The 25,577-nt window shown below is 43.7% G+C and carries 21 protein-coding genes; 9 read left to right on the forward strand and 12 right to left on the reverse strand.

All coding sequences use genetic code 11. The features are described from left to right. Positions 1-55: 55 nt before the first annotated feature. Positions 56-1,054, reverse strand: coding sequence for a hypothetical protein (locus tag ABZD21_RS04450; RefSeq protein ID WP_372773188.1), 999 nt, complete (start codon positions 1,052-1,054; stop codon positions 56-58). Between the two features lie 419 nt (positions 1,055-1,473). Here ABZD21_RS04450 and ABZD21_RS04455 point away from each other — a divergent pair, with 419 nt between their 5' ends. From ABZD21_RS04455 to ABZD21_RS04465, 3 genes are all read left to right on the forward strand, one after another. Continuing rightward, positions 1,474-2,133: a porin family protein gene (locus ABZD21_RS04455; RefSeq protein WP_372773190.1), complete on the forward strand. Its 660-nt coding sequence runs from the start codon at positions 1,474-1,476 to the stop codon at positions 2,131-2,133. 169 nt (positions 2,134-2,302) lie between these two features. After that, positions 2,303-3,946, forward strand: a complete 1,644-nt coding sequence (locus tag ABZD21_RS04460; protein ID WP_372773192.1) for an NAD+ synthase — start codon at positions 2,303-2,305, stop codon at positions 3,944-3,946. A gap of 146 nt (positions 3,947-4,092) precedes the next feature. Beyond that, positions 4,093-4,794, forward strand: coding sequence for a Crp/Fnr family transcriptional regulator (locus tag ABZD21_RS04465; RefSeq protein WP_372773194.1), 702 nt, complete (start codon positions 4,093-4,095; stop codon positions 4,792-4,794). 66 nt (positions 4,795-4,860) lie between these two features. On the opposite strand, the gene ABZD21_RS04470 is transcribed toward ABZD21_RS04465, so the two are convergent. Both ABZD21_RS04470 and ABZD21_RS04475 read right to left on the reverse strand, forming a co-directional pair. Beyond that, positions 4,861-6,348 carry a Gfo/Idh/MocA family protein gene (locus ABZD21_RS04470; protein WP_372773195.1) on the reverse strand — a complete coding sequence of 496 codons (1,488 nt, stop codon included), beginning with the start codon at positions 6,346-6,348 and terminating at the stop codon, positions 4,861-4,863. 124 nt (positions 6,349-6,472) lie between these two features. After that, positions 6,473-6,754 (reverse strand): pyrimidine/purine nucleoside phosphorylase, encoded by a 282-nt coding sequence (locus ABZD21_RS04475; RefSeq protein ID WP_372773196.1) that lies wholly within the window; start codon positions 6,752-6,754, stop codon positions 6,473-6,475. Positions 6,755-7,048: 294 nt separating this feature from the next. Here ABZD21_RS04475 and ABZD21_RS04480 point away from each other — a divergent pair, with 294 nt between their 5' ends. Next, a complete protein-coding gene (locus tag ABZD21_RS04480) occupies positions 7,049-7,582 on the forward strand; it encodes a peroxiredoxin (protein WP_372773198.1) in 534 nt (177 codons plus the stop codon). A 134-nt stretch (positions 7,583-7,716) separates the two neighbouring features. On the opposite strand, the gene ABZD21_RS04485 is transcribed toward ABZD21_RS04480, so the two are convergent. The 7 genes from ABZD21_RS04485 to ABZD21_RS04515 form a co-directional block, all read right to left on the reverse strand. Next, the gene (locus ABZD21_RS04485) at positions 7,717-8,286 is read right to left on the reverse strand and encodes a PhnA domain-containing protein (RefSeq protein ID WP_372773200.1); all 570 of its coding nucleotides are present in this window, start codon (positions 8,284-8,286) and stop codon (positions 7,717-7,719) included. Positions 8,287-8,843: 557 nt separating this feature from the next. After that, positions 8,844-9,674 (reverse strand): mechanosensitive ion channel family protein, encoded by an 831-nt coding sequence (locus ABZD21_RS04490; RefSeq protein ID WP_372773202.1) that lies wholly within the window; start codon positions 9,672-9,674, stop codon positions 8,844-8,846. 302 nt (positions 9,675-9,976) lie between these two features. Next, the gene (locus tag ABZD21_RS04495) at positions 9,977-12,475 is read right to left on the reverse strand and encodes a CoA-disulfide reductase (protein ID WP_372773204.1); all 2,499 of its coding nucleotides are present in this window, start codon (positions 12,473-12,475) and stop codon (positions 9,977-9,979) included. Positions 12,476-12,678: 203 nt separating this feature from the next. Continuing rightward, entirely contained in the window at positions 12,679-13,617 is a 939-nt protein-coding gene (locus tag ABZD21_RS04500; protein ID WP_372773206.1) for a YeiH family protein, read from the reverse strand. 80 nt (positions 13,618-13,697) lie between these two features. Then, positions 13,698-14,585: a LysR family transcriptional regulator gene (locus tag ABZD21_RS04505; protein WP_372773207.1), complete on the reverse strand. Its 888-nt coding sequence runs from the start codon at positions 14,583-14,585 to the stop codon at positions 13,698-13,700. Between the two features lie 99 nt (positions 14,586-14,684). Beyond that, positions 14,685-15,020 (reverse strand): DUF86 domain-containing protein, encoded by a 336-nt coding sequence (locus ABZD21_RS04510; protein WP_372773209.1) that lies wholly within the window; start codon positions 15,018-15,020, stop codon positions 14,685-14,687. Next, the gene (locus ABZD21_RS04515) at positions 15,010-15,315 is read right to left on the reverse strand and encodes a nucleotidyltransferase family protein (protein ID WP_372773210.1); all 306 of its coding nucleotides are present in this window, start codon (positions 15,313-15,315) and stop codon (positions 15,010-15,012) included. Before ABZD21_RS04515 ends, ABZD21_RS04510 begins: the two co-directional genes overlap by 11 nt. Positions 15,316-15,507: 192 nt before the next feature. Here ABZD21_RS04515 and ABZD21_RS04520 point away from each other — a divergent pair, with 192 nt between their 5' ends. After that, positions 15,508-16,245 (forward strand): lysophospholipid acyltransferase family protein, encoded by a 738-nt coding sequence (locus tag ABZD21_RS04520; RefSeq protein WP_372773212.1) that lies wholly within the window; start codon positions 15,508-15,510, stop codon positions 16,243-16,245. A 42-nt stretch (positions 16,246-16,287) separates the two neighbouring features. On the opposite strand, the gene ABZD21_RS04525 is transcribed toward ABZD21_RS04520, so the two are convergent. Next, entirely contained in the window at positions 16,288-18,771 is a 2,484-nt protein-coding gene (locus tag ABZD21_RS04525; RefSeq protein WP_372773214.1) for a bifunctional UDP-N-acetylmuramoyl-tripeptide:D-alanyl-D-alanine ligase/alanine racemase, read from the reverse strand. 36 nt (positions 18,772-18,807) lie between these two features. Then, positions 18,808-19,377 (reverse strand): thymidine kinase, encoded by a 570-nt coding sequence (locus ABZD21_RS04530; protein ID WP_372773215.1) that lies wholly within the window; start codon positions 19,375-19,377, stop codon positions 18,808-18,810. 145 nt (positions 19,378-19,522) lie between these two features. On the opposite strand from ABZD21_RS04530, the gene ABZD21_RS04535 reads away from it, so the two are divergent. From ABZD21_RS04535 to ABZD21_RS04550, 4 genes are all read left to right on the forward strand, one after another. After that, positions 19,523-20,371: a hypothetical protein gene (locus ABZD21_RS04535; RefSeq protein ID WP_372773217.1), complete on the forward strand. Its 849-nt coding sequence runs from the start codon at positions 19,523-19,525 to the stop codon at positions 20,369-20,371. A gap of 43 nt (positions 20,372-20,414) precedes the next feature. After that, a complete protein-coding gene (gene rsmI / locus ABZD21_RS04540; RefSeq protein WP_372773219.1) occupies positions 20,415-21,110 on the forward strand; it encodes a 16S rRNA (cytidine(1402)-2'-O)-methyltransferase in 696 nt (231 codons plus the stop codon). 74 nt (positions 21,111-21,184) lie between these two features. Then, complete coding sequence (locus ABZD21_RS04545) at positions 21,185-21,946, forward strand: YjjG family noncanonical pyrimidine nucleotidase (RefSeq protein ID WP_372773221.1); 762 nt, start codon at positions 21,185-21,187, stop codon at positions 21,944-21,946. 376 nt (positions 21,947-22,322) lie between these two features. Next, positions 22,323-25,571, forward strand: a complete 3,249-nt coding sequence (locus ABZD21_RS04550; protein ID WP_372773222.1) for a SusC/RagA family TonB-linked outer membrane protein — start codon at positions 22,323-22,325, stop codon at positions 25,569-25,571. Positions 25,572-25,577 lie beyond the last annotated feature (6 nt).

Raw genomic sequence — 25,577 nt, forward strand, 5'->3', positions numbered from 1 at the left:
TATTCGAATCAGGATCACTCCGTTTTAAATGGGATTAATCCGAGCAAGCTGCGAACTAATCCGGTTGATAGGCCGATTGATTCAGAATATTTTTACAATTTTTATCCGTCATCAGCTCCGGCAAACTAACTTCCGGGTTATTCTTCATGTATGCTTTTACAATTTGCCATCCAATCCAGGCACCGGTTCTCCCCGGCGATTGATCCGTAAAACTCGATGTGTAAGGCGCATCATCAACATACCGTTTAATGTCCATCCGTTCAGTCGAAAACAGCATCTTATATTCCACAAAGTAGGTCCACATCGCACTTTCTTTCTCAACACAAAACTCCATTTGCTTTTTTGTGTAACCAATTTTCAGGGTATCAGGCGTATCAGGCAGGGTGGCATCAAGCAAATATAGTAGTTTGCCCTCATAAATCATTCGGTCGATCAAATGCGGGCCGTATCCATCAAACGGAAATTCAGTCATCCCCCACGCGTACATCGCATCAGAAATAATTTTTTCGGGGTACATATTTAGTTGTTGATAGTTTGGAATTCCAAGACGCGGATAATACGAACAATCGCGCCCCAGATATTTATCCAATCCAACTCCCAACAAATTCTCGGTCATAACAATGGACTGGTTAAAACCGCTCACGCAAGTGAATACATCCGGAATAATACGGTCGGGAAAATAGTAATGAAAATAACGAAAACTCTCGGCCAACCCCTCACGAATCAAGTGTCGATCAATATTTTTATCAACTTCAGCTTTAACTTCATTGATCAACGAATCGTTTAAAAACGTCAGCAAAAGATCGTTAAACCCCTCCTCTCCCGGTATTCCAATGTTGATGATCTCTGCTGTGAAAAGCGGCAAGATTTCAGGGTAATCCTTTTCTAATTCACTCAGTTCCGATTCAAAACCATCTTTAATCTCAAAGAGATCGTTCCCAAAATCGTGAAACCGGAAATCGATTTTTGTATTCGAAAGATCTACTTTTAACGGGTTTCTCTGACAAGAAATCAAGAGCAACACAAACGCCAGTAATGTGACGATATTTTTCATGAATGATCTATTTTCAGCTTTCTGCAAAACTATTCAATATAAACGAACCCGAAAAGTTCCGGGCTATAAGATGTTGAACTAAAAAAGCGCCGAAATATTTTGGTGCTGTTCGTTAAAAACGGAAAACGAAACCACAAAAGCCAATCAGACAGGTTGAAATTTCACCTTCCCGCCTTCTGGTTGGTTTTGTCAAAACAGCTTTTCTGCACCCGGGCACTATTTGAACTTAAATTGGGTTGCCTTATGTTATCTGATCATGATCGGGCCGGAAGAATTTGACTTTCACGCATTGGATTCTGGAAATAATATTCGAGCTTTGTGAATACCAAAAGGCTTGCAACGCTCGTTCTTAATGTGATTTGAAACAAAAACGGCGAAAGAAATGCACCAAACATGAATTGCAAACGGAAAATTACCCTATGAAAAGAAGTCTGATTTTTATCGTAACGATGCTATTTTGCAGCGTCAGTTTTGCCCAATCGCTATTCGAATTGTCTTTTTCGGCCAGCCCGACTATCAACTGGATGTCGCCGGGAGTTAAAGAAATTCAAAAAAACAAGTCGACACTTGGCTACGAATTTGGAGTGAATGCAGATATCTTTTTTGATCAGGAAATGCGCTACGCCTTTACAACCGGAGTTTTGGTTAGCCAAACCGGAGGCGAACTAACTTATAACACCGCCGATAATTTTACGTTCGCGGGAAATGAATTTGACTCCGGAACCAGTATTCGCTACCGCCTGAGTTACGTTGAAGTACCATTGGCCCTGAAAATGCGCACCAACCAATTTCACCGTTGGACCTATTGGGGACTATTTGGCCTGTCATCCGGAATTAATGTGACGGCAAAAGGCGACTCGAGCGATGAGCAGTTCGATCAAAGTGACATCAACAAACAAGTCAAACTATTTAATATGGCTTTGAATCTTGGACTTGGAAGCGAATTTGACTTGGGAGGACGCAATGCATTAGTGTTGGGATTAGCCTACAAGAGCGGTTTTGTTGATGTGACCAAAGGCGGACTAGGCGAAAAAACCACACTAAATTCACTTACCTTTAAATTAGGTCTGGTTTTCTAACAATTCAGCCGATTATTTTCTGATTTCAATTATTTTTGCTGAGTGTAGCAATTAACCGGAGCCCGATCTCTTTTCAGGGCTAAACCGTCAATTGCCGGTTCTATGAATCAAATTACATCATAAACACATCCATTGAAACGGATAAACCGCCATTAGAAAAATTGAACCCATGAAAGTTGCGCTAGCCCAATTGAACTACCATATCGCCAATTTTGCAAGCAATTCGGAAAAAATAATTGAAGCCATTCAGAAAGCGAAAGCAGAAGGTGCTGAATTGGTCGTATTTTCGGAATTGGCTGTAAGTGGTTACTACCCGCATGATTTACTTGAGCGGAAAGAATTTATTGAATTAGCCATCCAAACCATTCACCATATTGCTGAATCATGTGTTGGGATCGCGGCTGTAGTCGGAGGGCCAAGCATCAATGAGAGCAGCCATGGTAAAAAGCTGCACAATTCAGCCTATTTCCTAAGTGAAGGAACGATTCAGGCTGTCCGTCATAAGTCGTCGTTACCGACCTACGATATTTTTGATGAATATCGCCATTTTGAGCCGAACCGCTTATTCGAGTTGGTCGAGTTCAACGGGAAAAAACTAGCTCTGACCATTTGCGAAGATTTGTGGTACGAACAACCCACACAAAATGAATTTGGGCGCGACAAAATTTACCAACGCAACCCAATGGCGGAACTGAGCAAACTGAATCCCGATCTGGTGATCAATTTATCTGCCTCGCCATTTTCATACAATCAGGAAAGCTGGCGAAAAGATATTTTGGTGAAAAACGCCCGTCAATACAGCCTCCCGATTGTCTATGTAAACCAAACCGGAGCCCACACCGAACTCATTTTTGACGGTGGTTCGTGTTTCGTTCGTGCCGATGGATCCATTCCGGTAGAAATGGCCTACTTCAAAGAAGATTTTTGTATCGTCGATACAGAAAATCCGATTGAGCAAAAACAGGCTGAAACAGACTACATTGGCAAAATACACCAAGCGCTGATCCTGGGAATCCGCGATTACTTCCGTAAAATGCACTTCACCGATGTGGTATTGGGGCTGTCCGGCGGAATTGATTCGGCTGTGGTGTGTGCCTTGGCCGCAGAAGCTCTGGGAGCAAAAAATGTACATGGAATTCTCATGCCGTCCCGCTATTCGTCGGATCATAGTGTCGCTGATGCCATTCAACTAGCCGATAATTTGGGCGTAAAATATGATATTGTCGGAATTCAGAACATGGTGGATGATTTCGAGAAAGAACTCAGCCCGATATTTGAAAATTTACCTCCAGGCGTGGCCGAAGAAAACATTCAGGCACGGACGCGTGGTATTTTAGTGATGGCCGTGTCAAATAAGTTTGGGAACATCCTGCTAAACACAACCAACAAAAGTGAATGTGCGGTTGGATATGGAACGCTCTACGGTGACATGAATGGCGGACTTTCGGTTTTAGGAGATGTGTATAAAACCGATGTCTTCAAATTAGCCCGCTACATCAATCGCAATCAAGAGGTGATTCCGGAAAACAGCATCACTAAACCGCCATCAGCCGAGCTCAGGCCAGACCAGAAAGACACCGACTCGTTACCTGATTATGATACCTTGGATGCCATTTTATTCAAGTATATTGAAATGAACCAATCACCGGAAGAAATCATAAAACAGGGATTTGATCGGGAAACAGTACTCAAAACAGTACGTATGGTGAATCAAAATGAGTATAAACGCTTTCAATCCCCCCCAATTTTAAGGGTCAGTTCAAAAGCATTTGGCTTCGGCCGAAAAATGCCTTTGGTTGCAAAATACAGTTAAATAAAAAGAGCGAAAATACAACCATTAGAAGGGCATCTATATTTCTTCGCTGCAAGGATTTAGAAGGGTAAAATAAGTGTTCAAAAAATTTCATATTTCACAAATTTAATTAACTTTGATGCTGTAAAACATGCAAACCCTAACCTATGCTGACTCAAGAACAAGGCATCAAAGAAATATTTGAAAATCCGAAATCAGCTTTCAGTGTGTTGAAGCCGGAAGAAAAGGAAGAGTTACTTGGCAATAGCTCTGTTGTGAACTTCAAAAAGAATGAGTTCATCTACAAAGAAGGAGATACTCCTCCTGCCTTTATGTTTCTTATTGATGGCAAGGTTAAAATTTTCAAAGAAGGCGTAGGCGGTCGGGAACAAATTATTCGAATGACAAAACCGTTGGGTTATGTTGGCTACCGAGCTTTAATTGCAGAAGAAATCCACAATGCATCGGCTGTCACACTCGAAGACTCAACAGTATTGGTCGTTAAAACAGAGCACTTCTTTGGTCGGTTACTCCACAATCCGGATTTTTCCCTTCGACTAATTCAAAAACTGGCGAGAGAGTTGGGATTCTCCAATTCACGAACGGTTACACTGACTCAAAAGCACATTCGCGGGCGTCTGGCTGAATCGCTGCTCCTGTTGAAAGAAAAGTACGGTTTCGAACACGATGGTATTTCGCTAAAGGCTTACCTTTCGCGCGAAGACATTGCCAACTTGTCGAACATGACAACTTCCAACGCCATTCGAACACTTTCAACTTTTTCAAGTGAGAAAGTGATTGCGATTGATGGACGGAAAATTAAAATTCTCGATTTAAATAAGCTGGAGCGAATCAGCAAAATGGGATAAGATATTGCAATCCTGCTTCGGCAGGATTTTTTTTTGTTCCAACGAAAGTAGCTCTCAATACTTCGATCAAATTTGCTCCCATCCTTTGCGATAGGTATGCCTAGTCCATTCATCGGCCATCGCCAAGGCTGGCATTTCCTGGTACTGTTCGTTAAATCCGGAATCTCCAGTAAAGGTCTCAAAACGGATTTTTCGAGGCATGTGTAGGTAGTCGCTTTTTGATAAATTTGAAAAACGCATATTTGCACCATCCCATTTCAGCTTCCGGTTCAGGCTCTGCATGCGAACGGCCATCGTGCCAAGCATAAGCATCTCATTTAACGGGCCCGCATAGGCGAAATTTGACGATGCTTCCACTCTGTTCTCCCGCGATTCCTTACAGGCTCTAATCCAATCCAGCTCGTGCCCTCCGTTAATCGCGTCCGGAATTCGTCTCAACGTACGCTGCGGTTTCTGGAAATGCTCCATCTCACTAACAGGCAGCAAGCTTGGGTTTGATGCATTCGAGCCACAGATGATTTTCCCTTTCGTACCGTAAAAAATACAACCACCTGCTGCATCGCCCATTCGCTCTCCGTCCTTCAATTCATCAGGCCGGTTGGGCATTAAGCCACCATCGAACCAATTCACGACAAGTGGCGGCATGGCAACTTTGGGCAAATTATCGCGTGCCGGAAATTCGAAGCATATGGTCTCAGCTTTTGGTGCCGAGTCAATCGTAAATTCGGTGGAACTGGCCTGCACCGATTCGGGAGATTCCAATTTGAGTGCTTTGAAAACCGGATCGAGAATCTGACTGCCCATGTCGCCCAGAGCGCCGGAACCAAAGTCCCACCATCCACGCCAGTTTCCGGGGTGATATAGCTCGTTGTAGGGTCGCATCTTTGCCGGCCCGATAAACAGATCCCAATCAAGCCCTCTTGGAACCCGCATTTCTTTCTCGGGGCGCTCCAAAGCCTGAGGCCAGGTGGGTCGTTTGGTCCATGCATCTACCCTGGTGACTTCACCAATTTTACCCGCCCAAATCCACTCACAAATATCGCGAATGCCATCGTCAGAGTTGCCCTGATTACCCATCTGGGTGGCCACTCCATAACGCTTTGCTGTTTCAGCAAGAATCCGCGACTCGAAAACAGAATGCGCCAAAGGCTGCTGCAAGTAAACGTGAATTCCCTGACGCATCGCCATCACGGCTGGGAGCGCATGTGTATGGTCGGGAGTTGCAATCACAACCGCATCAATATCCCGTTGTCGCTCAAACATCACCCTGAAATCTGAATATCTTGGTGCCAACGGCCATTCCCTAAATGAATTTCGGTTGGCATAGTTTGCATCGACATCACAAAGAGCGACAATATTCTGAAGCTCCATATTTTTCAGGTTCCGATAGCCCATTCCACCGACCCCAATCCCGGCAATGTTCAGCTTGTCGCTTGGTGCCGGATGTCCCAATCCGGCAATTACCTGACTGGGTAAAATCGTAATTCCGGCCAGAGCGCCAGATACCGAAGTAATAAATGATCTGCGGCTTACAGAAGATTTTGATGTTTTCATTTTTTTGTTTGAAGCATTGCGAGAGCAATTTAACAAGAAATGTCCGGTCGGAAGAATATTTCCCGAAAATGATCTATTGAAATGAAAAAAGGAAATCGACCTTGGATTTCCTCTTTTGGGATGACTAGATGTACAAGCAATGATAGGCAACCTGTTCAGCAGCCTTCACCTTGAAACGAACGTCTTTCTCAACTCGGAAAGTTGTGCCGCTTGCATAGGTTTTCCATTCCTTTTCACCCGGAAGAAGCACATCAAGTTTTCCGCTGGTTACCGTCATCAGCTCGATTGTGGCCGTACCAAATTCGTACTCGCCGGCTTCCATAACTCCAATTGTAGCTGTGCCTTGTTCATTATCTACGGCAATCGATTTTACTGTACCACCGAAATATTCATTCACTTTTAACATGGATCGTTCTTGTTTAGAGGTTTAACGTTGCTTGCAAAAATAGCAGAATTGTTTGTTTGAAAGACCTTTAAACGATGGCTATTTCAAAACTTTTGTTTATCGATCTTAAAAATGGAATTCGCACTGCCTATCGGACTTTCACCGGAGTCGGGCACATAGTGATTCTCTATTCTGAATCAAAAAAATCAATTTGATTAGCCCGGGAAGGCTCCTTATCTTTGATTCTGTAACCGCCTATAAAACGCGGTAAGCCGAAAAAACCAGAAGAATCAAATTACTTTTAAATTCAAGAACATGAAAACAATTGGAGATAAATTCCCGAAATTCAAAAAAACAGCCGTTGTGTCCCTCGAAGTTGGAAAAGAGTTCGAGACCTTAACAGATGAGTACCTCACTGGAAAATGGAGCGTAATATTTTGGTGGCCGAAGGACTTCACCTTCGTGTGTCCGACTGAAATTACTGGATTTAACGACCATATTGAAGACTTTGAAAAGCTGGATGCGAGATTGGTTGGTGCATCAACCGATTCTGAATTTGTACATCTGGCATGGCGCAATTCCCATCCGGGTTTGAAACAACTGAAATTTCCGATGTTGGCAGACACATCTAAATCGCTGGCTGAAGATTTGGGGATTCTTGAAGCAGAAGAGAAAATTGCTTATCGGGCAACATTCATCATCGATCCTCAGGGAATTATCCGTTGGGTTTCGGTAAATGATTTGGCCATTGGCCGCAATGTACCGGAAGTTGTCCGGGTACTGGAAGCGCTCAAATCGGGCAAATTAACACCTTGCGACTGGAATCCGGGACAAGCGACACTGAATTAATACATTTTTTACAAATAGCTTTCTTTCAACATTAAAAAAGGGATCCGAATACCGATCGGGTCCCTTTCTGGTTTTTATCGAATCGTAGAAACCAACGCCAGTAATTAGGCTACTGGACGGCATCCCTACAATTTTTAGTTCGACTTTTTCACGTATTGAGTCAGGATCACAATCCCCTGCCCATTCACTTTACCTTCAATGTGTTCTACATTGTCTTTTACAAGCGAAATATTGCGAACGGCAGTTCCCCGTTTCGCGGTAAATCCGGCTCCTTTCACGTTCAGGTCTTTGATCAGCATTACTGTATCGCCAGCCAGAAGAGGAACTCCATTGCTATCAACATGCTTTGCATCGCCCTCAACCAAACCCGATTTGGCCCAAGCCAGCGATTCTTCATCCAGGTAAAGCATATCCAGCAAATCTTGCGGCCAACCTTCGTTTTTCAACTGACTTAACACCCGATAAGCCAAAACCTGCACTGCCGGAACGGTACTCCACATGCTATCGTTCAAACAGCGCCAGTGGTTAGCATCCATCGTATCGGGATTTTCAACTTGTCCGTTACAGGTTGAACATAGCATAACACATTTGTCGCTGTTATTTTCCAGTACCGGTGGAAGGGCATAAACGGTTAGCCCCTCTGTATTTCCGCACAATTCGCAAACCGAACCACTGCGATCTTTCAATGCTTTTTCTATACTCATTTTATCGATTCTTTGTTTAACCGGAATGATATTTCCGGAGGTGTTTTTTCGAGCGCGCAAAGTTAACTCTTTATCTGTAAATTGAAAATCAGCAACTTTACTCAGAAGACGCTCATTTTCAACTCACCAATCATATGAAACCAAAGATTGACGAATTTGCGTTTCGTTCTTTGAATAAAACAACCTGAGCTTATTTCACATAACTGTTTGATTCAAACAGCACTTCCGATGGTTGTTGTTGCATGTAGTGGGCGCAAACTACAAAAGAAAACGATGAAGAATGTGCAGAAAATAATCCGAAGCCAACGATGTGGCGCGCATTTGAATAGCGAACAAACAAGTCTGTTACTTTTTCTGAACAAGATACACGATGCGGATTCCCAAAGTTATAAAATCCAGAAAAGAGGTGATGACGCAAAATCGTTAACTGAGCGACCAATCCGAATGCGTTTGTATAACGTTTAAACGATTGAGGGCTCCATGAAACGAATGAAGCCCTCAATCACAAAATTTTTCCGTATTTAAAGGGAAGTCAAACATCCAACCCTTAATCCGACCTAAACCTTTGGAACCATTTGTCTATCGAAATGCACATCCATTTGAGGGAATGGGATGGTAATACCACCTTTATCCAAGGCAATTTTCCCTTCTTCATAAACATGAAAATAGACCTCCCAATAATCTCCTGGTTTTGTGTAGGGTCGAACGGCGAGATTGACTGAACTGTCTGCCAATTCCTTCACCCCAATAAATGGTGCAGGATCAGTCAGCACCTTGGGGTGACTCTTCACGACACCCATCAAAATTTCTTTCGCTTTCTTGATATTGGATTCATAAGATATGCCAAAAACCATATCCACCCTGATTTTTCCTTCGGTTGTATAGTTTGTAATATCGCCATTCGAAATCGCCCCATTGGGGATAATTATCGTTTTGCTTTCGGGCGACAATAGTATTGTAACGAAAATATGAATCTCTTTCACCACGCCCAGATGCCCCTGAGCCTGGATTAAATCGCCCACTTTATAGGGCTTAAAAATCAAGATCATCACACCACCGGCAAAATTAGCCAGCGTTCCCTGAAGAGCCAATCCAATTGCCAAACCAGCGGCTCCCAATACAGCTATAAACGAAGTGGTCTGAATGCCAATCATCCCGGCAACACTGATCACCAACAAGACTTTCAATCCAATATTGATCAGACTGGAAACAAAGAGAATTAGCGAAACATTGACACTTTTTACTGTCATCACGTTCCGGGTCACTTTCGTAAATCGGTTTATAATCCACAAACCGACTATCAGAACGATAATTGCCAGCACAACTTTTGGGCCGTAGACAAGTAAAACCTCGTAGGCCTTCTCAACTAGATTTTGATAATTTTCCATCGGGTTTATCATTTTAAATTTGAAGAGTAATATCGAATGATTTTGTACAACACAGTTTAATTCACCAAGTAAAACAACCTGATTAACAAACGATTTGTTCAGAAAAGAACTAAAATAAACGACCATTTTTCACCGAGCTGATCTCACAAATACTGCCAGTTGGCATTCAATGCGTCAGCTCGTCGATCCTACAGAACTGAAAACAAAAAAAATCGCCACTGGTCCGAAAACACAGCAGCGATTTTTTTCTAATGTTAAATTCCAGGAAAGCGGCACTTTCGTACCACCCTCAAAGAAAACCCTTAAATAAACAAGTTCAGGTTGGATTTTTCAGCTTCTTCCAAATAAGCGGCAACACCGCCAATTTCAACACCGTCGATTAATTCGTCTTTCGCCACCCCCATCACATCCATCGACATTTGACAGGCAATCATCCGAACGCCGTTATCGAGCGCTGTTTTAATCATATCCTCAACCGAATCAACCCGTTTCGACAGCATTCGTTTTTTCATCATCAACGAGCCCATCCCCATCATGTTCATTTTCGACAATTTCAGTTTTCCGGCACTATCGGGCATCATTTTGCCAAACATGTTGCCCATGAAATCTTTTTCAACTTTTGGCTTGTCGGTTTTCTTAATCACATTCAAACCCCAAAAAGTGAAAAACAAAGTCACCTGTTTCCCCATCGACACAGCTCCGTTGGAGATAACCATCGTCGCCAATGCGCGGTCAAGATCGTCGCTGAAAACCACCATCGTTTTGTTTTGTGGCAAATTGGCCGCCAAAGCCCCGTCGGTTAAAGCGGGCTTCTTCGCGCTGCCTTTTTCAATAACTGCCGAAATAATCCCAGCTTCGTTCTCCAACGAAACCAGCTTATTACCAGTCATATTACACCACGACTGCACATCTTTCATGAAACCCGGATCGTTCGCTTTCTGCAACAACCGCTCGCCCTCCTGTAGCTTGCCAATCTCGGTTTTTAGCTTCAAAATTGGCCCCGGACATTGCAATCCGCAGGCATCAACCTCAATGGTTTTTATGTTGGCCATCGCCGAATGCACTTCAACTTTGTCTGCCGGTTTCCCCCTATAAATATGACTATCGTTCGCAATGTAACTTGTTTCGAAAATATCCTCGTTGCTTTGTTTACAGGTCGTGTGTTCATAGGTTTTGTAGCCACCACTCAAGTTGTAAACTTCAGTATAACCGTTCTGCATAAGAATTCGTGCGGCAAAATAGCCACGTATTCCAACGCCGCAATAAACGATAATTTTTTTGTCGCGTGGAATTTCGGACAAACGCTCACGAATCTTGTCAACTTCAACATTTAAAGAACCTTCAATATGCCCCAACTCGTGCTCTTCGGGCGTACGAACATCCAACAGACAAATATTGCTTGAATCAAGATTACTTACTTCTCTCCATGTCATAATTTTCAGCCGGCCCGCGATGATATTTTCCGCAACATAGCCAGCTTGGTTTACCGGATCTTTTGCCGAAGAATAAGGTGGCGCGTAGGCGTGTTCAATTTCCTGCAGATCGTAAATCGTACCGTTGTTCAGCAGCACGGTCGCAATCAAATCGATGCGTTTGTCAACCCCACTGTATCCAATCATTTGTGCACCAAGCAATTTTCCGGTTTTAGGTTGAAACAGAATCTTCAGCGTATAAGGCATTGCCCCCGGATAATAGCCCGCATGCGACGCCCCGTGAATAATACTGGAAATATATTCTATTCCTTCTTTCTTTAAAGTTTTGGCAGCCATCCCTGTTGATGCCACTGTAATATCGAACACCTTGGCGATTGCTGTCGCGATAGCACCGCGATAAACCCGTGTATTACCAAGAACGATATTATCGGCTACCAGGCGCCCTTGTTTGTTCGCCGGACCAGCTAAATAAGTGTTCACATATTTTTTAGTGATTGGGTGCGGAAAGGCAATCGCGTCACCCAGAGCATAAATGTTTTCATCGTTGGTTTGCAGGTATTCATTCACCTTAATACCTCCATTTTCAGCCAACTCCAGCCCTGCTTCACGAACAAGTTTGGTTTCCGGACGAACACCGATCGAAAGAATCACCAATTCCGTCTCAATTTCGCGACCCGATTGCAAGACAACCTTCAGATGATCGCCAACCGGCTGAAACGCATTCACCCCATCTTTCAAATAGAACTCGACCTTTTTGGTTTTCAGATGTTGGTGAACCTCTGCGGCCATTTCGTAATCGAGGGGTGCCATCACCTGATTTGCCATTTCAACAATCGTTACGTCCATCCCCAGAGCATGCAGGTTTTCGGCCATTTCCAACCCAATAAAACCAGCTCCAATCACCACCGCCCGGGCGGGCTTATTTTGGTCACAAAACGATTTAATTTTGTCGGTATCGTGTACATTCCGAAGTGTAAAAATGAAGGGGTGATTAATTCCTGAAATAGGTGGTTTCACCGGTTCGGCGCCAGGCGACACGACCAACTTATCGTAGCTTTCCGTGTAGTTTTCACCGGTTTGGTGGTTCAAAATATCAACCGTCTTTTCTTCGCGGTTAATTTTCATTACTTCCTGTAAAACTCGAACATCCACATTCAATCGCGCCTTAAAACTCTCGGGTGTTTGAACCAGCAGTTTTTCGCGTTCTTTAATGGTATTGCCAATATAGTAAGGCAATCCACAGTTCGCGTACGAGATGTGTTGTCCACGCTCGAACATCACAATCTCCGCTTGTTCATCTAACCTTCTTAATCGGGCGGCAGCAGTTGCTCCTCCGGCAACGCCACCAACTATAACATATTTAGCCATCTTTAATCGAACTATTGTTTATTATATATCATCTTTATAAATAGATATGCAAATATCTACATATTTTTCAATAAGCGAAAAGAAGTCAGGATTTCTTTCCATTCGTTTTACAAGATTTAACATCCAGTTTTCACGAAAAAAAGATGCAGAAATCCAGTTTAAACCAGATTCCTGCATCAGCTCAAGGTCGTTCTATTGTACCTTCAATAATTAATCAAATGATGCTGAATGGCAAGAAAAGAGAGGGAAGCAATGGATAACCAAAGCGCTGTGCCAAGCAAAAAACTTTTAGCCCCGGCTTGTTTTGAATCAGCAACAGAAATATTTGAACCGATAAGCAGCAAGGCAACCACCATTCCGCGTTTGCCCAACCAAGTTAAGTGGCCGAAAGTATCCTGCATTTGCGGGACGAAGTGAGCAAAAACCAGCGCCAGCACAAACAGACCGATAAACCATGGGATTTTAATTTTCCCCTTGCCATTTCGCCGGTCCACCCATGCAAATGCAACCGACACCGGAATGATCCACAAGGCACGGGTCAATTTTACAGTTGTTGCAACTTCCAGCGCTTTTTCGCCGAACGTTGCTCCGGCTCCAACAACCGAGCTGGTATCATGAATGGCGATGGCAGCCCAATAGCCAAAAGCTTCCTGACTCAGGTGAAAAAAGTGCCCGATCATGGGAAACAGGATTAGTGCCACCGCATTTAGAACGAACACGACGATAAGTGAAAATGAAATCTGAAAGTCCCGGGCTCTGATTACGGGCGCCAAGGCTGCTATTGCACTTCCTCCGCAAATGGCTGTTCCTGCGGCAATAAGCACACTCGTGGTATGGTCGACTTTAAGCAAACGGCCAAGTAAAAGTCCAAGAGCGATTGTAACGATCACCGAGATTGCCGTAATTTCGAACCCACTTCTTGAGGCCTGCACCACCTGACTAAGATTCATTCCCAAACCCATAAGGACAATAGAAGCCTGCAAAACAAGACCGGTATAACCCTCCATTTTATGGTGCTTTATTCCCAGCAACGACAGGCCGATTCCGATTAACAGAGCCATAGCCGGAGACACAAACGGCAAAAAGCAAGCGACAAGGGAAATAATATAAACAAGCTGAACTTTCGGTTGACTGATATGCATGACGTATTCTGTTTTTATCTGCCAACAAATCTACGTCAACATCATAACCATATCAAATCATATAATTTTATTACGAATAACTATTTGTTATATGCGAAGAGGAAATTTCGGAATAAATCGGGGATACTTTTCTCGGGACCTTGCCGCATGGCCAGACGAAATTTGCGATGGATAGAGAAATCTTTCACCTTCAATTTCACCAGTTGCTTTAGCTGAAGCTCTTTCTCAATAGACTTTTCCGAAAGCAAAGCGAGACCATCAAAATTCAACAGAAAGTTTTTAATCGCCTCAGTACTACCCAGGTGAATAAATATATTCAGTTGCTCCGGATCGATTTGCTGCCTGGAAAGGGCGTGTTGAATGACTTCCAATGTCCCCGATCCTTTTTCGCGTAATACCATCGGAATCTCCTGCAAATCGGCCACCGTGAGCGATTTTTGTTTGGCAATAAGCTGATTGGCTGCAGCCACAACCACAATTTCGTCGTCCATCACATCGAGGTAGCGAATATTGGCTTGCGAGCTGTCGTTCTCCACCAAAGCCAAATCAATTTCATTATTCAGCAGCTTCTGCTCCATTTCAAACGAATTCCCATTAAACAGATCGAGTTTAATTTGCGGATACCGTTGATAAAAAGCCGCCAGCACAGCCGGAATTACATATTGCGAAATGGTTGAACTGGCGCCAATTTGCAAGAGCCCGCGATGCGCATCATTTAATCGGCCTAGCTCAAAGTCCATTTCCCGGTATTGCTGCCGGATTTGTGTCAGATGCTGATAAGCCAGTTTTCCGGCCTGATTGAGATAGATTTTATTGCCTTTGCGATCAAACAATGCGGTATTCATTTTTCGCTCCAGCTCTTTAATATGCTTGGTTACAGCAGGCTGACTAATAAAAAGCTCCTCAGCCGCTTTCGAAAAACTCAACTTTTCGGCCACTGCCATAAAAACCTCGTCCCGGTAGTCCATTCGGCTTCTAATTTATTAAACTGTTGATGCTGTCAAATTTTGTTGCAAAAAGCGGTTTGATTGCGTCAGGTCTTTCGGCTTCGCCAATTCAAGCAGACATTAACGCTTGATTAATTTATCAACCTGTTCTTCTAATTTGGGTAAATCCTTAGAAATTATCCCCCAAATAATAATATCATCAACCCTGTCGTACCCATGAATTACCCAATTTCTTAAATCGACAATTCGTCGTGAATCTGAAATATCAATATGCTCATCAAGTTTCAGAATGCGATTAGTCGCTTCTCCAATTATCTCTAGTTCCCGTTCGATTCCTCTTCGTAAAAGCTTATTGGATAAATAAACATTAAAATCCCGCTTGTCACCTAAGTAATCATAAATTGAACTTATTGATTCCCGGATATCGTGCAAATATTTCAGAATCTCACGCTGCATAAAGTAATTGTTTTGTTTCCTCAATGCTCTCAATAAAATAAGGATTCGCAAGCGAGTTTTCGGTCAACAAGTCAACTTTTCGATCAAATAATGCTTCTAGTTTATAATGCAGATCAAAATAATTATCGGTGTATTTTTCAATTGAAATATCCTTGAATGAAATCAAAATATCAATATCACTTCGATCATTAAATTTTTCAGTGCAGGCAGATCCAAAAACATACAACGTTCTAACGTCATAGTATTCACAGAGTTTTTTTAAATCTTCCAGTTTATTTTGAATAAATTCCTGCATGGTAGAATATTTTACTCAAAGATAGGATTTTACCGAAGATCCATCAAGGTGACGTGCGGTTTTACATGCTTACTTGCAACATCAGTTTCATACAAGCTGGGGGCAGACAATTCATATCAATCACTCTGCCCAACAGGGTTCTGCAATTTCATATTTTTTTGTTCCTTTGTTGCCTCAAAAAAAAGGAATTTCATGAAAACCATATTAAGCTACTTATTGTCACCAATTTACTTACTCGTTTTTGGATTATTACTGGTCCTATTTCATCCTATTCAGATCATCTGCAGATATACAGGCGGTTACCAACTGCGCAAAAAATCGGTTGATGTGCTAAATTTCTTTCTGGTTTACTCTCAAATTATCATGGGGGCACGCATTCGCTTTTCAGGATTGGAAAAAATTCCGCAGGGTCGGCCGTTGATCATTGTTTCCAACCACCAAAGCACCTTTGATATTCCGCCAATTGTGTGGGCCTTCCGAAAAAACCACCCCAAGTTTGTGTCGAAACAAGAATTGGGGAAAGGAATTCCAAGTATTTCGTACAACCTGCGCCATGGTGGCTCTGCTCTGATTGACCGCTCAAACGGACGTCAATCGATTGTTGAAATCAGCAAACTGGGCAAACACATTCAGAAAGAGAATTACAGCGCCAGCATTTTTCCGGAAGGGACAAGAAGTAAAGACGGACAGATCAAAAAGTTCCAACATCCCGGAATTGCTTCGTTGCTGAAAAATGCACCTTCAGCATGCATCGTTCCTTTTGCGATTGACGGAAACAGCCGATTCATTCAGAAAGGGTATTTCCCGCTTCAATTTGGAGTGAAACTAAACTACACCGTGCTCGACCCAATTGAACCGGCCGGCCGCGATGTTAAGGAACTGACCGAAGAACTAGAATTGAAAATCAAGCAACAGCTCGGACAAGCCTAAGCCGGAAGTCAGTTTCATATTGGTAAAAGAGACCGTAAACCTCTACTCCTGCACATACACCCTTCGCACTCGCTGCGAAATACCGGTGAGTACTTCGTAAGGAATTGTTCGCATCCACTGCGCGAGGTCGTTGAGATGAATATGTTCGCCCATCAGTTCAACCGGATCTCCGGCCTGAACATTCGCTCCGCTTACATCAATCATGCTCATATCCATGCATATGTTCCCAATAATCGGGTATTGATTGCCGGCGATCCAAACCTGCCCGCCCCCATTACTTAGCCGGCGATCGTATCCATCGGCATAACCAACCGGAATAATCGCGATTTTTTTCGGCTCCGGCACTTTGCCCTTCCGACCATAGCCAACAGTTTCGCCCACATCAACTATTTTTACCTGCGAAATTACTGTCGTCCACCGGGCAACGGTTTCAACCTGCAATACATCCGACTGAGCAATGCCATACAAGCCAATTCCCAACCGAACCATTTCCATCTGGTAGGCCGAAAATCGTTCGATCCCCGCAGAATTCAGCAAATGTCGAATCACGCTGTTGGGCTGGTTTTTCACAAGCGGTTCACTCAACGCGATGAATCGCTGGTACTGTTTTTCGGTAAAATCATCGTGATCGGCACTATCGCTGGCCGCCAGGTGCGAAAATACCGATTGAATCCGCAACCGTCCTTCGCTGGGAACACGGGTTGCGATCTGTTCCAACTCATCGGCCGCTGATAATCCGAGTCGATGCATTCCCGTTTCGAGTTTCAAATGAATAGGGAAATTGCTTACGGCCATGCTTCTGGCCGCCTGATTAAATTTCTCAAACACCTCCATGGAATAAATATTCGGTTCGAGCCGATATTCGAGCATCATCTCAAAGCTATGCTCCTCAGGATTCATGACAATAATTGGAGTGCTGATTCCGGCCTGCCGCAATTCAAGCCCTTCGTCGGCCACGGCTACCGCTAAATAATCTACCTTCTGAAACTCCAGTGCGCGGGCAATTTCAACCGTCCCGCTGCCATACGAAAAGGCTTTCACCATAATCATGATTTTGGTACCCGGGTTCAACCGGGCGCGATAGCGATTCAGGTTTTCAACCAACGCATTCAGGTTGATTTCGAGCTGCGTTTGGTGATATTTTTTCTGAAGGACAGAGGCAATCCGTTCAAAACGAAAATCACGAGCCCCCTTCAACAGGATATGTTCATTTTTAAATGTTGACGGATTAAAAACCTCCAAAAACGCTTCAGTCGATTGAAAGCATTCAGCCGAGCGCCCAAACAACATGCGGTGTTGGTGCAGGTTAAAACCAATCCCAATAAACCGGTCGACACCATACTGCACCAACAATCGCTTTACTTCCTGAGCCAACTCCAGCCCTGAAAAACCCGACTGTTCGATATCGGACAAAATCAGGCATCGCGGAAGCTTATTGCTTAGCGACTGATTTTTAAGAAACTGGAGGGCGATTGTCAACGAGTTGATGTCGGAATTATAATAGTCGTTTATGAGCAGGCAATTATTAATGCCCTGTTTCAGTTCGAGTCGCATAGCAACAGCCTGCAGCTTTTCAAAGCCCAGCAGCACTGGGTTCGACAAATAACCGGCTGCAAGAACAAAGGCCAGGCAATGGCCTATATTTTCGAGCGAAGCGTCGTCGGAAAACGGAACAGACAACTGATAGGTGCTGCCATTCCAGCTAAATTGCAACCGGCTTGTGTTTGTTTCACGAACAAACTTAAGGTACAAATCAGCCTCTTTGTCCTCGGTCGACCAGGCAAACAGCTTTTTGCCACTCATTCCGTATTTTTGCTGTATTTGTTGGTGAACCGCTTGCTGATCTTTCCGGTAAATAATTGTTGCGCAAGACTCAAACAACTTCAATTTTTCGAGTAGCTTTTCAGTTTTCGAAGAGAAGTTTTCCTGATGTGCTTCACCCAAATTAGTGTACAAACCATGAGTCGGTTGAATCACGGATTCCAGCTTTTCCATCTCGCCCGGCTGTGAAATACCGGCTTCAAAAATAGCCAACTCATATTTGTCGGACATATTCCACACCGAGAGTGGCACACCCACCTGCGAGTTGTAGCTCTTCGGATTGCGAACAATTTTCACCGGTTCGTGCAACAAATCGTAGAGCCACTCTTTCACAATGGTTTTTCCGTTACTGCCTGTAATTGCAAGCACCGGATAGTTATAGCTTGAACGCACAGCTGCCGCCAGACGCTGCAAGCCTAGCAGCGTATCTTCAACCTGAATAAAAATCGCTTCGTGAAACCGGGTTGTATCAACCATTTCGGAAACCACAAAAGCCCGAACACCCCGCTTATATAGATCATCCAAATACTGGTGTCCGTTGTGGCGTATTCCTTTTAGGGCGAAAAACAAGCAGGAACCAACATCTGTAATTGTACGGCTGTCGATAGAAATCGACTGAATAAAAGCGTTATTAGTCGACGTGGTTTCGGTTAAAAGACGGCCGCCGATGCAACCGACAATTTCATTCAAGCTAAAACTAGCCATGCTTTATATGTTTTTCGGGCAACGCCCATAGGTTGTTTATTTCGTATTGTAGCAGCGCCGGCAAAGCGGTTCATAGTCGTTTTTCTCTCCCAACATCACCTGCTTTTCGTTGTCGGACAAGCGATGAGAAAACTGAGCGACACTACCGCATCGCATACAAATGGCGTGCACTTTAGTGACATAATCAGCCACGGCCATTAATTCAGGCATCGGTCCAAAAGGCTTTCCTTTAAAGTCCATGTCGAGTCCGGCAATAATCACCCGAACACCTTGATCGGCCAGGCGGACGCATACATCGACCAATCCTTTATCAAAGAACTGGGCTTCGTCGATCCCGACCACTTCACAGCCTCCCGAAAGCAATAAAACTGCGGCCGAGTTATCGACCGGAGTGCTAGGAATTGAGTTCTCGTCATGCGAAACGACTTCGGTCTCGGAATATCGGATATCAATTTTAGCTTTGAATATTTCTACTTTCTGACGAGCAAATTGTGCCCGGCGCATCCGCCGAATCAACTCTTCGGTTTTCCCCGAAAACATGGAACCGGCAATTACCTCGATGCTTCCTCCCGGTCTGCGATGACTTAAATCTCTTTCCAAAAACATTTAATTCGATTCAATGGAGTTTTTAGTACTTTTACGCAAATGTAATATTTTAGACTGTAGACTTCAGTCAATAGGCAATGGATAATAAATTTTAGAATTCTGCGTCTAATTTAGATAGTTGAAGTTCTACCATCGTATAAAAATTATGAACCGAGATAAATTACTTCAGATCATCCAGAAGAACCTCGCGGAGTTGAGCGACATCAACCACGAGCTAATTCAAAACAAGCAGCTTAGCAAGTTCGAAATTGACCTTGCTCTCAACAAAGCGAAGATGATTCATCAGGAATATGAATTTTTGTTGGAAATATACCAACAAGACGCAGAAGAGTCTGTTCGCGAACAAGCAACAACGACCCGAATCCCGGATCCGGAACCTGCTGTCGCTGAATCGAAAAACGAGGAGCCGGTTTTTGACAATTTGAAAGCTGAAGAAACGCTGCCTGCCGCAAGCCCAAAATCGACTGTTGAAGAAGTAGTAGAAGTTGAAGACAAGATCCGGAAAGTGATTTTGGAAGAGACGAAAGTTGAATGTGCACCCGAAAACGCTGAGACAACGGAGACTTCGTTAAACGAAGAAACCGACGAACAAATGGACATTGAAATCCCGGAGCCGGTTTTAGTACACACACAAAATCCTGTGCCCGGAAACAACGGTGCAAAAACTACGGCGACAGAGAAAAAAACATTGACAGACCAATTTCATTCGACATCGCTAAACGATTTGCTCTCCAGCGCCAACAAACTCGATCAGCGATTCGCAAACAGCCCAATCCTAAAGTTGGAAAGCGCCATCGGGCTGAACGACCGGTTTCAGTACACCCGGGAATTGTTTCGCAACGATGCTGAACTATTCCGAACAACAATCAGCCAAATAGACCGGATGCATACGATTGAAGAAGCGGTTACTTTTCTCGATGGCCAGTTTAACTGGGAGAAAGACGATACCAGCCTGAAATTTATTCACCTGGTAAAACGTCGTTTCACAAACTAAAAGCTGCAATTGAATTCATCACATACGTTACGACTAAAAAACTATGGCAAAACTTTATTTGGTTCCGACTCCAATCGGCAACCTCGACGATATGACCTTCCGCGCAATAAAAGTGTTAAAAGAAGTCGACCTGATTTTGGCTGAAGACACCCGCACATCGTCGAAACTGTTGCACCATTTCGAAATTCAGAATAAACTGAGCTCTCATCACAAGTTCAACGAACACCAAACAGCGTCGCACATCGCTCAGCGCATTGAGTCGGGCGAGAATATCGCGCTGATATCCGATGCGGGAACGCCCGGAATTAGCGACCCCGGCTTTTTATTGGTAAAGAACTGCCTCGAGCTCGGTGTTCAGGTTGAATGTTTACCCGGCGCTACAGCACTGATCCCGGCGTTGGTAAACTCGGGGTTACCCTGCGACCGCTTTTGTTTCGAAGGATTTTTGCCCCAAAAAAAGGGCCGCCAAAAGAAATTACTTTCGTTGCAAAACGAAGAACGCACTTTGATTTTTTACGAATCACCCTATCGACTGATTAAAACACTGGAACAGTTTTGCGAATTCATGGGAGAAGACCGACAGGTGTCGGTATCGCGCGAGCTTTCCAAACTATTCGAAGAAAATTACCGCGGAACAGTAAAAGAAGCGCTGGAGCATTTTAAAGCCAAAACAGTAAAAGGCGAAATTGTAATTGTACTGGAAGGTAAAACCGGAAAGACAGCCAAAGACGACGAATAACAACCGGAAGACAATCCCGCCTCGTTCGCGCTCCTTCACACAATTATACAATTTGTTGCCACAACCAAAGAACCATGGCTTTCAACCCGAAATACACCCATCTTTTTTTCGACCTCGATAACACCTTGTGGGATTTCGACTTTAATGCGAAGGTGGCGATGAAAGAAACTCTGGCAAATATAAAACTGGAGAACCAAATTGAAGACTTCGATCGCTTTTACGATGATTACGACCGCATTAACTCCCAACTGTGGGAAGCTTACCGAAACCGGCAAATCAAAAAAAGCGACCTCATTACCAAACGGTTTTCCGACACACTCAAAGCTTATCAGATCCGGGGAGTTGATCCGATCGCGATGAACGAGCTTTACCTCGACTTAATGGGGCAGCAAACAAAACTGGTTGATGGCGCAAGGCCAGTTCTGGAAGAACTACATAAACGAAACTTTCGGCTACAAATTATCACGAATGGCTTCAGAGATGTACAACACCGAAAACTCGTTAATTCCGGAATCGCCCATCTGTTTCAGCAGGTTTTCTGCTCGGAAGAAGTTCAATTTGCCAAACCAGACCCCCGCATTTTTAGCCATGCCATCAGAAGCAGCAACGCTAAAAAACAAAAAAGCATCATGATTGGCGACAACTGGGAGATCGATATTATTGGAGCACGCACCTTCGGAATCGACCAAGTATTCCTAAAAACAAACACAATTCCCGACACACCCCCCACAAAAAACACCCCCATGCCAGTCGATTTTGACAATTCTACCACAAACACCACCCTTCAACAGACATTCTGTGTCGAAAAGTTAACAAATATTTTACTTATTGTCTAAAGCACACTCTACCCACTCTACTTTCCCCGACATCCCTATCTTTCAAGACACCCGACTCTTTTATTCGACTATTGCAGATGACTGCACGCACTAACATATATGATTTTTTTCATATGTACAGACATGGTAATTTTCCCTCCTCAAAACAAAATTGGCATTTTTTTTTACTTTTGCCTTCGTCGATTGTTTTAACATTTGTTAGCGTTTATGCACATTCATTAGCACTAGCAACAAAAAACAATCTACACGATGACAAATTGTTTGGGGAAACGCTTTTCATCGTTCAAAAATCCAAAAGGGGAAATACATTTATTTTGTCTACTGATCTTATTACTGTTATAAGAATTGATGCTGTTTAATTTTTAAAATTATTTCTATGAAAAAAATCGCATTATTGCTTGCAATTTTTGCAATTGGTTTGCAGTCCGTTTTGGCCCAAACCAAGGAAATCACAGGTACTGTGACCTCTGCCGACGACGGAGCCACGATTCCTGGAGTTTCCGTTTCTTTAAAGGGGACAACCCTTGGTACTATTACTGATATTGACGGTAAGTACCTGTTAAAAATTCCTGAGAATGGAAAAACACTCGTGTTCTCATTTGTTGGAATGCAGACACTGGAAGTTGCCATTACCGGAACCACTGTCGATGCTGCAATCGAAGCGGACGTGGTGGGTATCAACGAAGTCGTTGTAACCGCCTTAGGTATTTCGAAAGAGAAAAAATCGCTTGGTTATTCAGTAACCGACCTTGGAGGCGACGCGGTATCTACCGTAAAACAACAAAACCTGGTCAGCTCGCTTTCAGGTAAAGTTGCCGGTGTTCAGATTCGCCAAACGAATAACTTCGGTGGATCGGCAAACATTACGATTCGCGGTAACTCTTCAATCTACGGAGGCAACCAACCCCTGTTCGTAGTTGACGGTGTTCCAATCTCCGGCGCTTCATACAACTCAAGCGATCAACGCAATGGACGTACGGCATACGACTACGGAAACGCGCTGTCAGACATTAACCCGGATGACATTGAGAATATGTCCATCCTAAAAGGTGCCGCAGCAACAGCCATCTATGGTTCTCGCGGTGCAAACGGTGTTGTGATGATTACAACCAAAAAAGGAAAAGTCCGCAAAGGGATAGGCGTCAGTGTGAACTCGAGTGTTACAGTGGGTAAAATCGACAAAAACACCTTTGCTGAATACCAGTCAGAATACGGTGCAGGTTACGGCGCCTACTATGGATCAACAGGCTATTTTGAAGATTACGATGTGGATGGCGATGGCATTGATGATTTAGTTGTGCCAACTTATGAAGATGCTTCCTACGGAGCCAAATTCAACGGACAAATGGTTTACCACTGGGATTCATTCGTACCTGAGTCTGACAACTATCTGAAGCAATACGAATACAAAGCTGCAGAACACACTCCAATTGATTTCTTTGAAACAGAAGTCGGCTTCAGCAACAACGTAGAATTAAAAGGTGGTGATGAAGACGGAACTTTCCGCATTAGCTACACCAACTTCAAAACAACCGGTATTCTGCCAAACTCAGAATTGATCCGCAATACATTCGCAGTCAACGGCGACCAAAAGATCAATGAAAAGTTGCGGGCAGGTGCTGCCGCAAACTTCTCGTTCCAACAAACTACTGGTCGTAACTCGACAGGATACTCTGACAACCTGATGTCGCAAATGCGTCAATGGTGGCAAGTAAACGTTGATGTGAAAGATCAGGAGAAAATATACAAACAGACCAAGAAAAACTACTCGTGGAACCATCAGGCTTCATACGGTGGCCCTGTAGAAACTCCGTTATATTGGGACAACCCTTATTGGACTCGCTACGAAAACTACCAAACGGATGAACGTAACCGTCTTTATGGTAACGCTTATTTTAATTTCGAAGCTACTGATTGGGTTTCAATCATGGGACGAGTATCTGCTGACACCTACAACGAACTACGCGAAGAACGCCGCGCTGTAGGTTCTGTTGCCGCCGAATTTGGTGTATTGAGAACTGAAGTTAGCTCGGGTTATCAACGCTACGAAATAGCTTTCCGTGAATTCAACTACGATTTGATGGCTAACTTCAACAAGGACTTAACAAACGACTTGAACCTATCCGGAACAATCGGGTTAAACGTAAGAAATGAAGTCACCAGCCGCTACCAAGCCTCTACATTAGGTGGATTAGCTGTACCAGACATCTACGCATTGAGCAACTCATACAGCACCCCTTCAGCCCCGGTTGAAGCCCTGCTTAAAAAACGGGTTTATGGCCTGTATGCACAAGCAACCCTGGCTTACAAAAACTTCTTGTACTTGAACTTAACTGATCGTGTTGACAAGTCTTCAACTCTGCCAACCGACAACAATACTTACAACTATTATTCAGCCGCAGCTAACTTCATCTTTTCAACCTTCACGAAAGATGAATTGCCTTGGCTGGATTTGGGTAAAGTTCGTGTAAGCTACGCCGAAGTTGGTAGCGACACTGATCCACTGAACGTTTTTGACACCTACGTCAAACTGGATAATTTTGGTGAATACACACTATTCTCTTATCCGAGTACAAAAAACAACGAGGAACTTCTTCCGGAACGTTCAAAAGAGTTGGAAATCGGATTGGAAAGTAAGATGTTCAAGAACCGTTTAGGATTTGATGTTTCATTTTACAACAAAACCACCGAGGACATGCTTATCCCTGTTGAACTTTCTAAAGCAACTGGATACTCTTATCGTTGGGTAAACGCTGCAACAGTTGAAAACAAAGGGGTTGAAGTTGGCTTGTATGTTACACCGGTAAAAACGAAAAAGTTCAGCTGGGATGTTAACCTGAACTGGGCCAGAAACCGCAACGAAGTTACTGAGCTATATCAAGGAACCGACAATATTGTGATCAACTCATACCAGGGTGGTATCACCATCAACGCGACAAAAGGACAACCTCTTGGAACTCTGCGCGGTACAGGCTACCAATTTGACGAAAACGGAAACAAGGTTGTAAACTCGTCGGGTTATTACGTTGCTGTTGCCGACCAGGTTATTGGTGACCAAAATCCGGAATGGACCGGAGGTATTACCAATACACTCAGATACAAAGACCTTAGCTTGAATTTCCTTATTGACATTCAAAAAGGTGGCGATGTTTATTCGTTGGATATGCACTACGGACAAGGAACCGGAGTACTGAAACATACAGCCGGACTGAACGAACTTGGAAATCCAATGCGTGACGCTGTAGCCGATGGTGGCGGTGTCTTAAATGAAGGTGTAACAACAACAGGCGAAGTAAATACGACCCGCGCCCGTGCTGACTATTACGGCGGTGCTTTCTACTGGGGCAACTCTTCTCGCAACCCAGCGCAAATGACCGTTTACGATGCTTCTTTCGTGAAGCTTAGAGAGATGGCATTGACTTATAACCTACCATCGAACCTGGTCAGTAGTTTTGCTCAAAACATCTCGTTCTCACTAGTTGGTAGAAACCTTTGGATAATCCACAAAAATGTACCTTATGCTGACCCTGAATCAGGACTTTCTTCAGGACTTTCTCAAGGTTACTTATCCGGATCTTATCCAACCGTTAGAAGCTTTGGGTTCAACTTAAAAATTGATTTTTAATTTTAA

Origin of the sequence: Mangrovibacterium sp. (assembly GCF_041596335.1) — a bacterium.
In the GTDB taxonomy this organism is placed as follows: domain Bacteria; phylum Bacteroidota; class Bacteroidia; order Bacteroidales; family Prolixibacteraceae; genus Mangrovibacterium.

Coding starts and splice junctions, on each gene's coding strand:
- ABZD21_RS04535 (WP_372773217.1), top strand. CDS start 19,523: ATGAACCGAGATAAATTACTTCAGATCATCCAGAAGAACCTCGCGGAG.
- ABZD21_RS04500 (WP_372773206.1), bottom strand. CDS start 13,617: ATGCATATCAGTCAACCGAAAGTTCAGCTTGTTTATATTATTTCCCTT.
- ABZD21_RS04485 (WP_372773200.1), bottom strand. CDS start 8,286: ATGAGTATAGAAAAAGCATTGAAAGATCGCAGTGGTTCGGTTTGCGAA.
- ABZD21_RS04520 (WP_372773212.1), top strand. CDS start 15,508: ATGAAAACCATATTAAGCTACTTATTGTCACCAATTTACTTACTCGTT.
- ABZD21_RS04470 (WP_372773195.1), bottom strand. CDS start 6,348: ATGAAAACATCAAAATCTTCTGTAAGCCGCAGATCATTTATTACTTCG.
- ABZD21_RS04450 (WP_372773188.1), bottom strand. CDS start 1,054: ATGAAAAATATCGTCACATTACTGGCGTTTGTGTTGCTCTTGATTTCT.
- ABZD21_RS04525 (WP_372773214.1), bottom strand. CDS start 18,771: ATGGCTAGTTTTAGCTTGAATGAAATTGTCGGTTGCATCGGCGGCCGT.
- ABZD21_RS04480 (WP_372773198.1), top strand. CDS start 7,049: ATGAAAACAATTGGAGATAAATTCCCGAAATTCAAAAAAACAGCCGTT.
- rsmI (WP_372773219.1), top strand. CDS start 20,415: ATGGCAAAACTTTATTTGGTTCCGACTCCAATCGGCAACCTCGACGAT.
- ABZD21_RS04490 (WP_372773202.1), bottom strand. CDS start 9,674: ATGGAAAATTATCAAAATCTAGTTGAGAAGGCCTACGAGGTTTTACTT.
- ABZD21_RS04505 (WP_372773207.1), bottom strand. CDS start 14,585: ATGGACTACCGGGACGAGGTTTTTATGGCAGTGGCCGAAAAGTTGAGT.
- ABZD21_RS04475 (WP_372773196.1), bottom strand. CDS start 6,754: ATGTTAAAAGTGAATGAATATTTCGGTGGTACAGTAAAATCGATTGCC.
- ABZD21_RS04545 (WP_372773221.1), top strand. CDS start 21,185: ATGGCTTTCAACCCGAAATACACCCATCTTTTTTTCGACCTCGATAAC.
- ABZD21_RS04550 (WP_372773222.1), top strand. CDS start 22,323: ATGAAAAAAATCGCATTATTGCTTGCAATTTTTGCAATTGGTTTGCAG.
- ABZD21_RS04465 (WP_372773194.1), top strand. CDS start 4,093: ATGCTGACTCAAGAACAAGGCATCAAAGAAATATTTGAAAATCCGAAA.
- ABZD21_RS04455 (WP_372773190.1), top strand. CDS start 1,474: ATGAAAAGAAGTCTGATTTTTATCGTAACGATGCTATTTTGCAGCGTC.
- ABZD21_RS04510 (WP_372773209.1), bottom strand. CDS start 15,020: ATGCAGCGTGAGATTCTGAAATATTTGCACGATATCCGGGAATCAATA.
- ABZD21_RS04515 (WP_372773210.1), bottom strand. CDS start 15,315: ATGCAGGAATTTATTCAAAATAAACTGGAAGATTTAAAAAAACTCTGT.
- ABZD21_RS04495 (WP_372773204.1), bottom strand. CDS start 12,475: ATGGCTAAATATGTTATAGTTGGTGGCGTTGCCGGAGGAGCAACTGCT.
- ABZD21_RS04460 (WP_372773192.1), top strand. CDS start 2,303: ATGAAAGTTGCGCTAGCCCAATTGAACTACCATATCGCCAATTTTGCA.
- ABZD21_RS04530 (WP_372773215.1), bottom strand. CDS start 19,377: ATGTTTTTGGAAAGAGATTTAAGTCATCGCAGACCGGGAGGAAGCATC.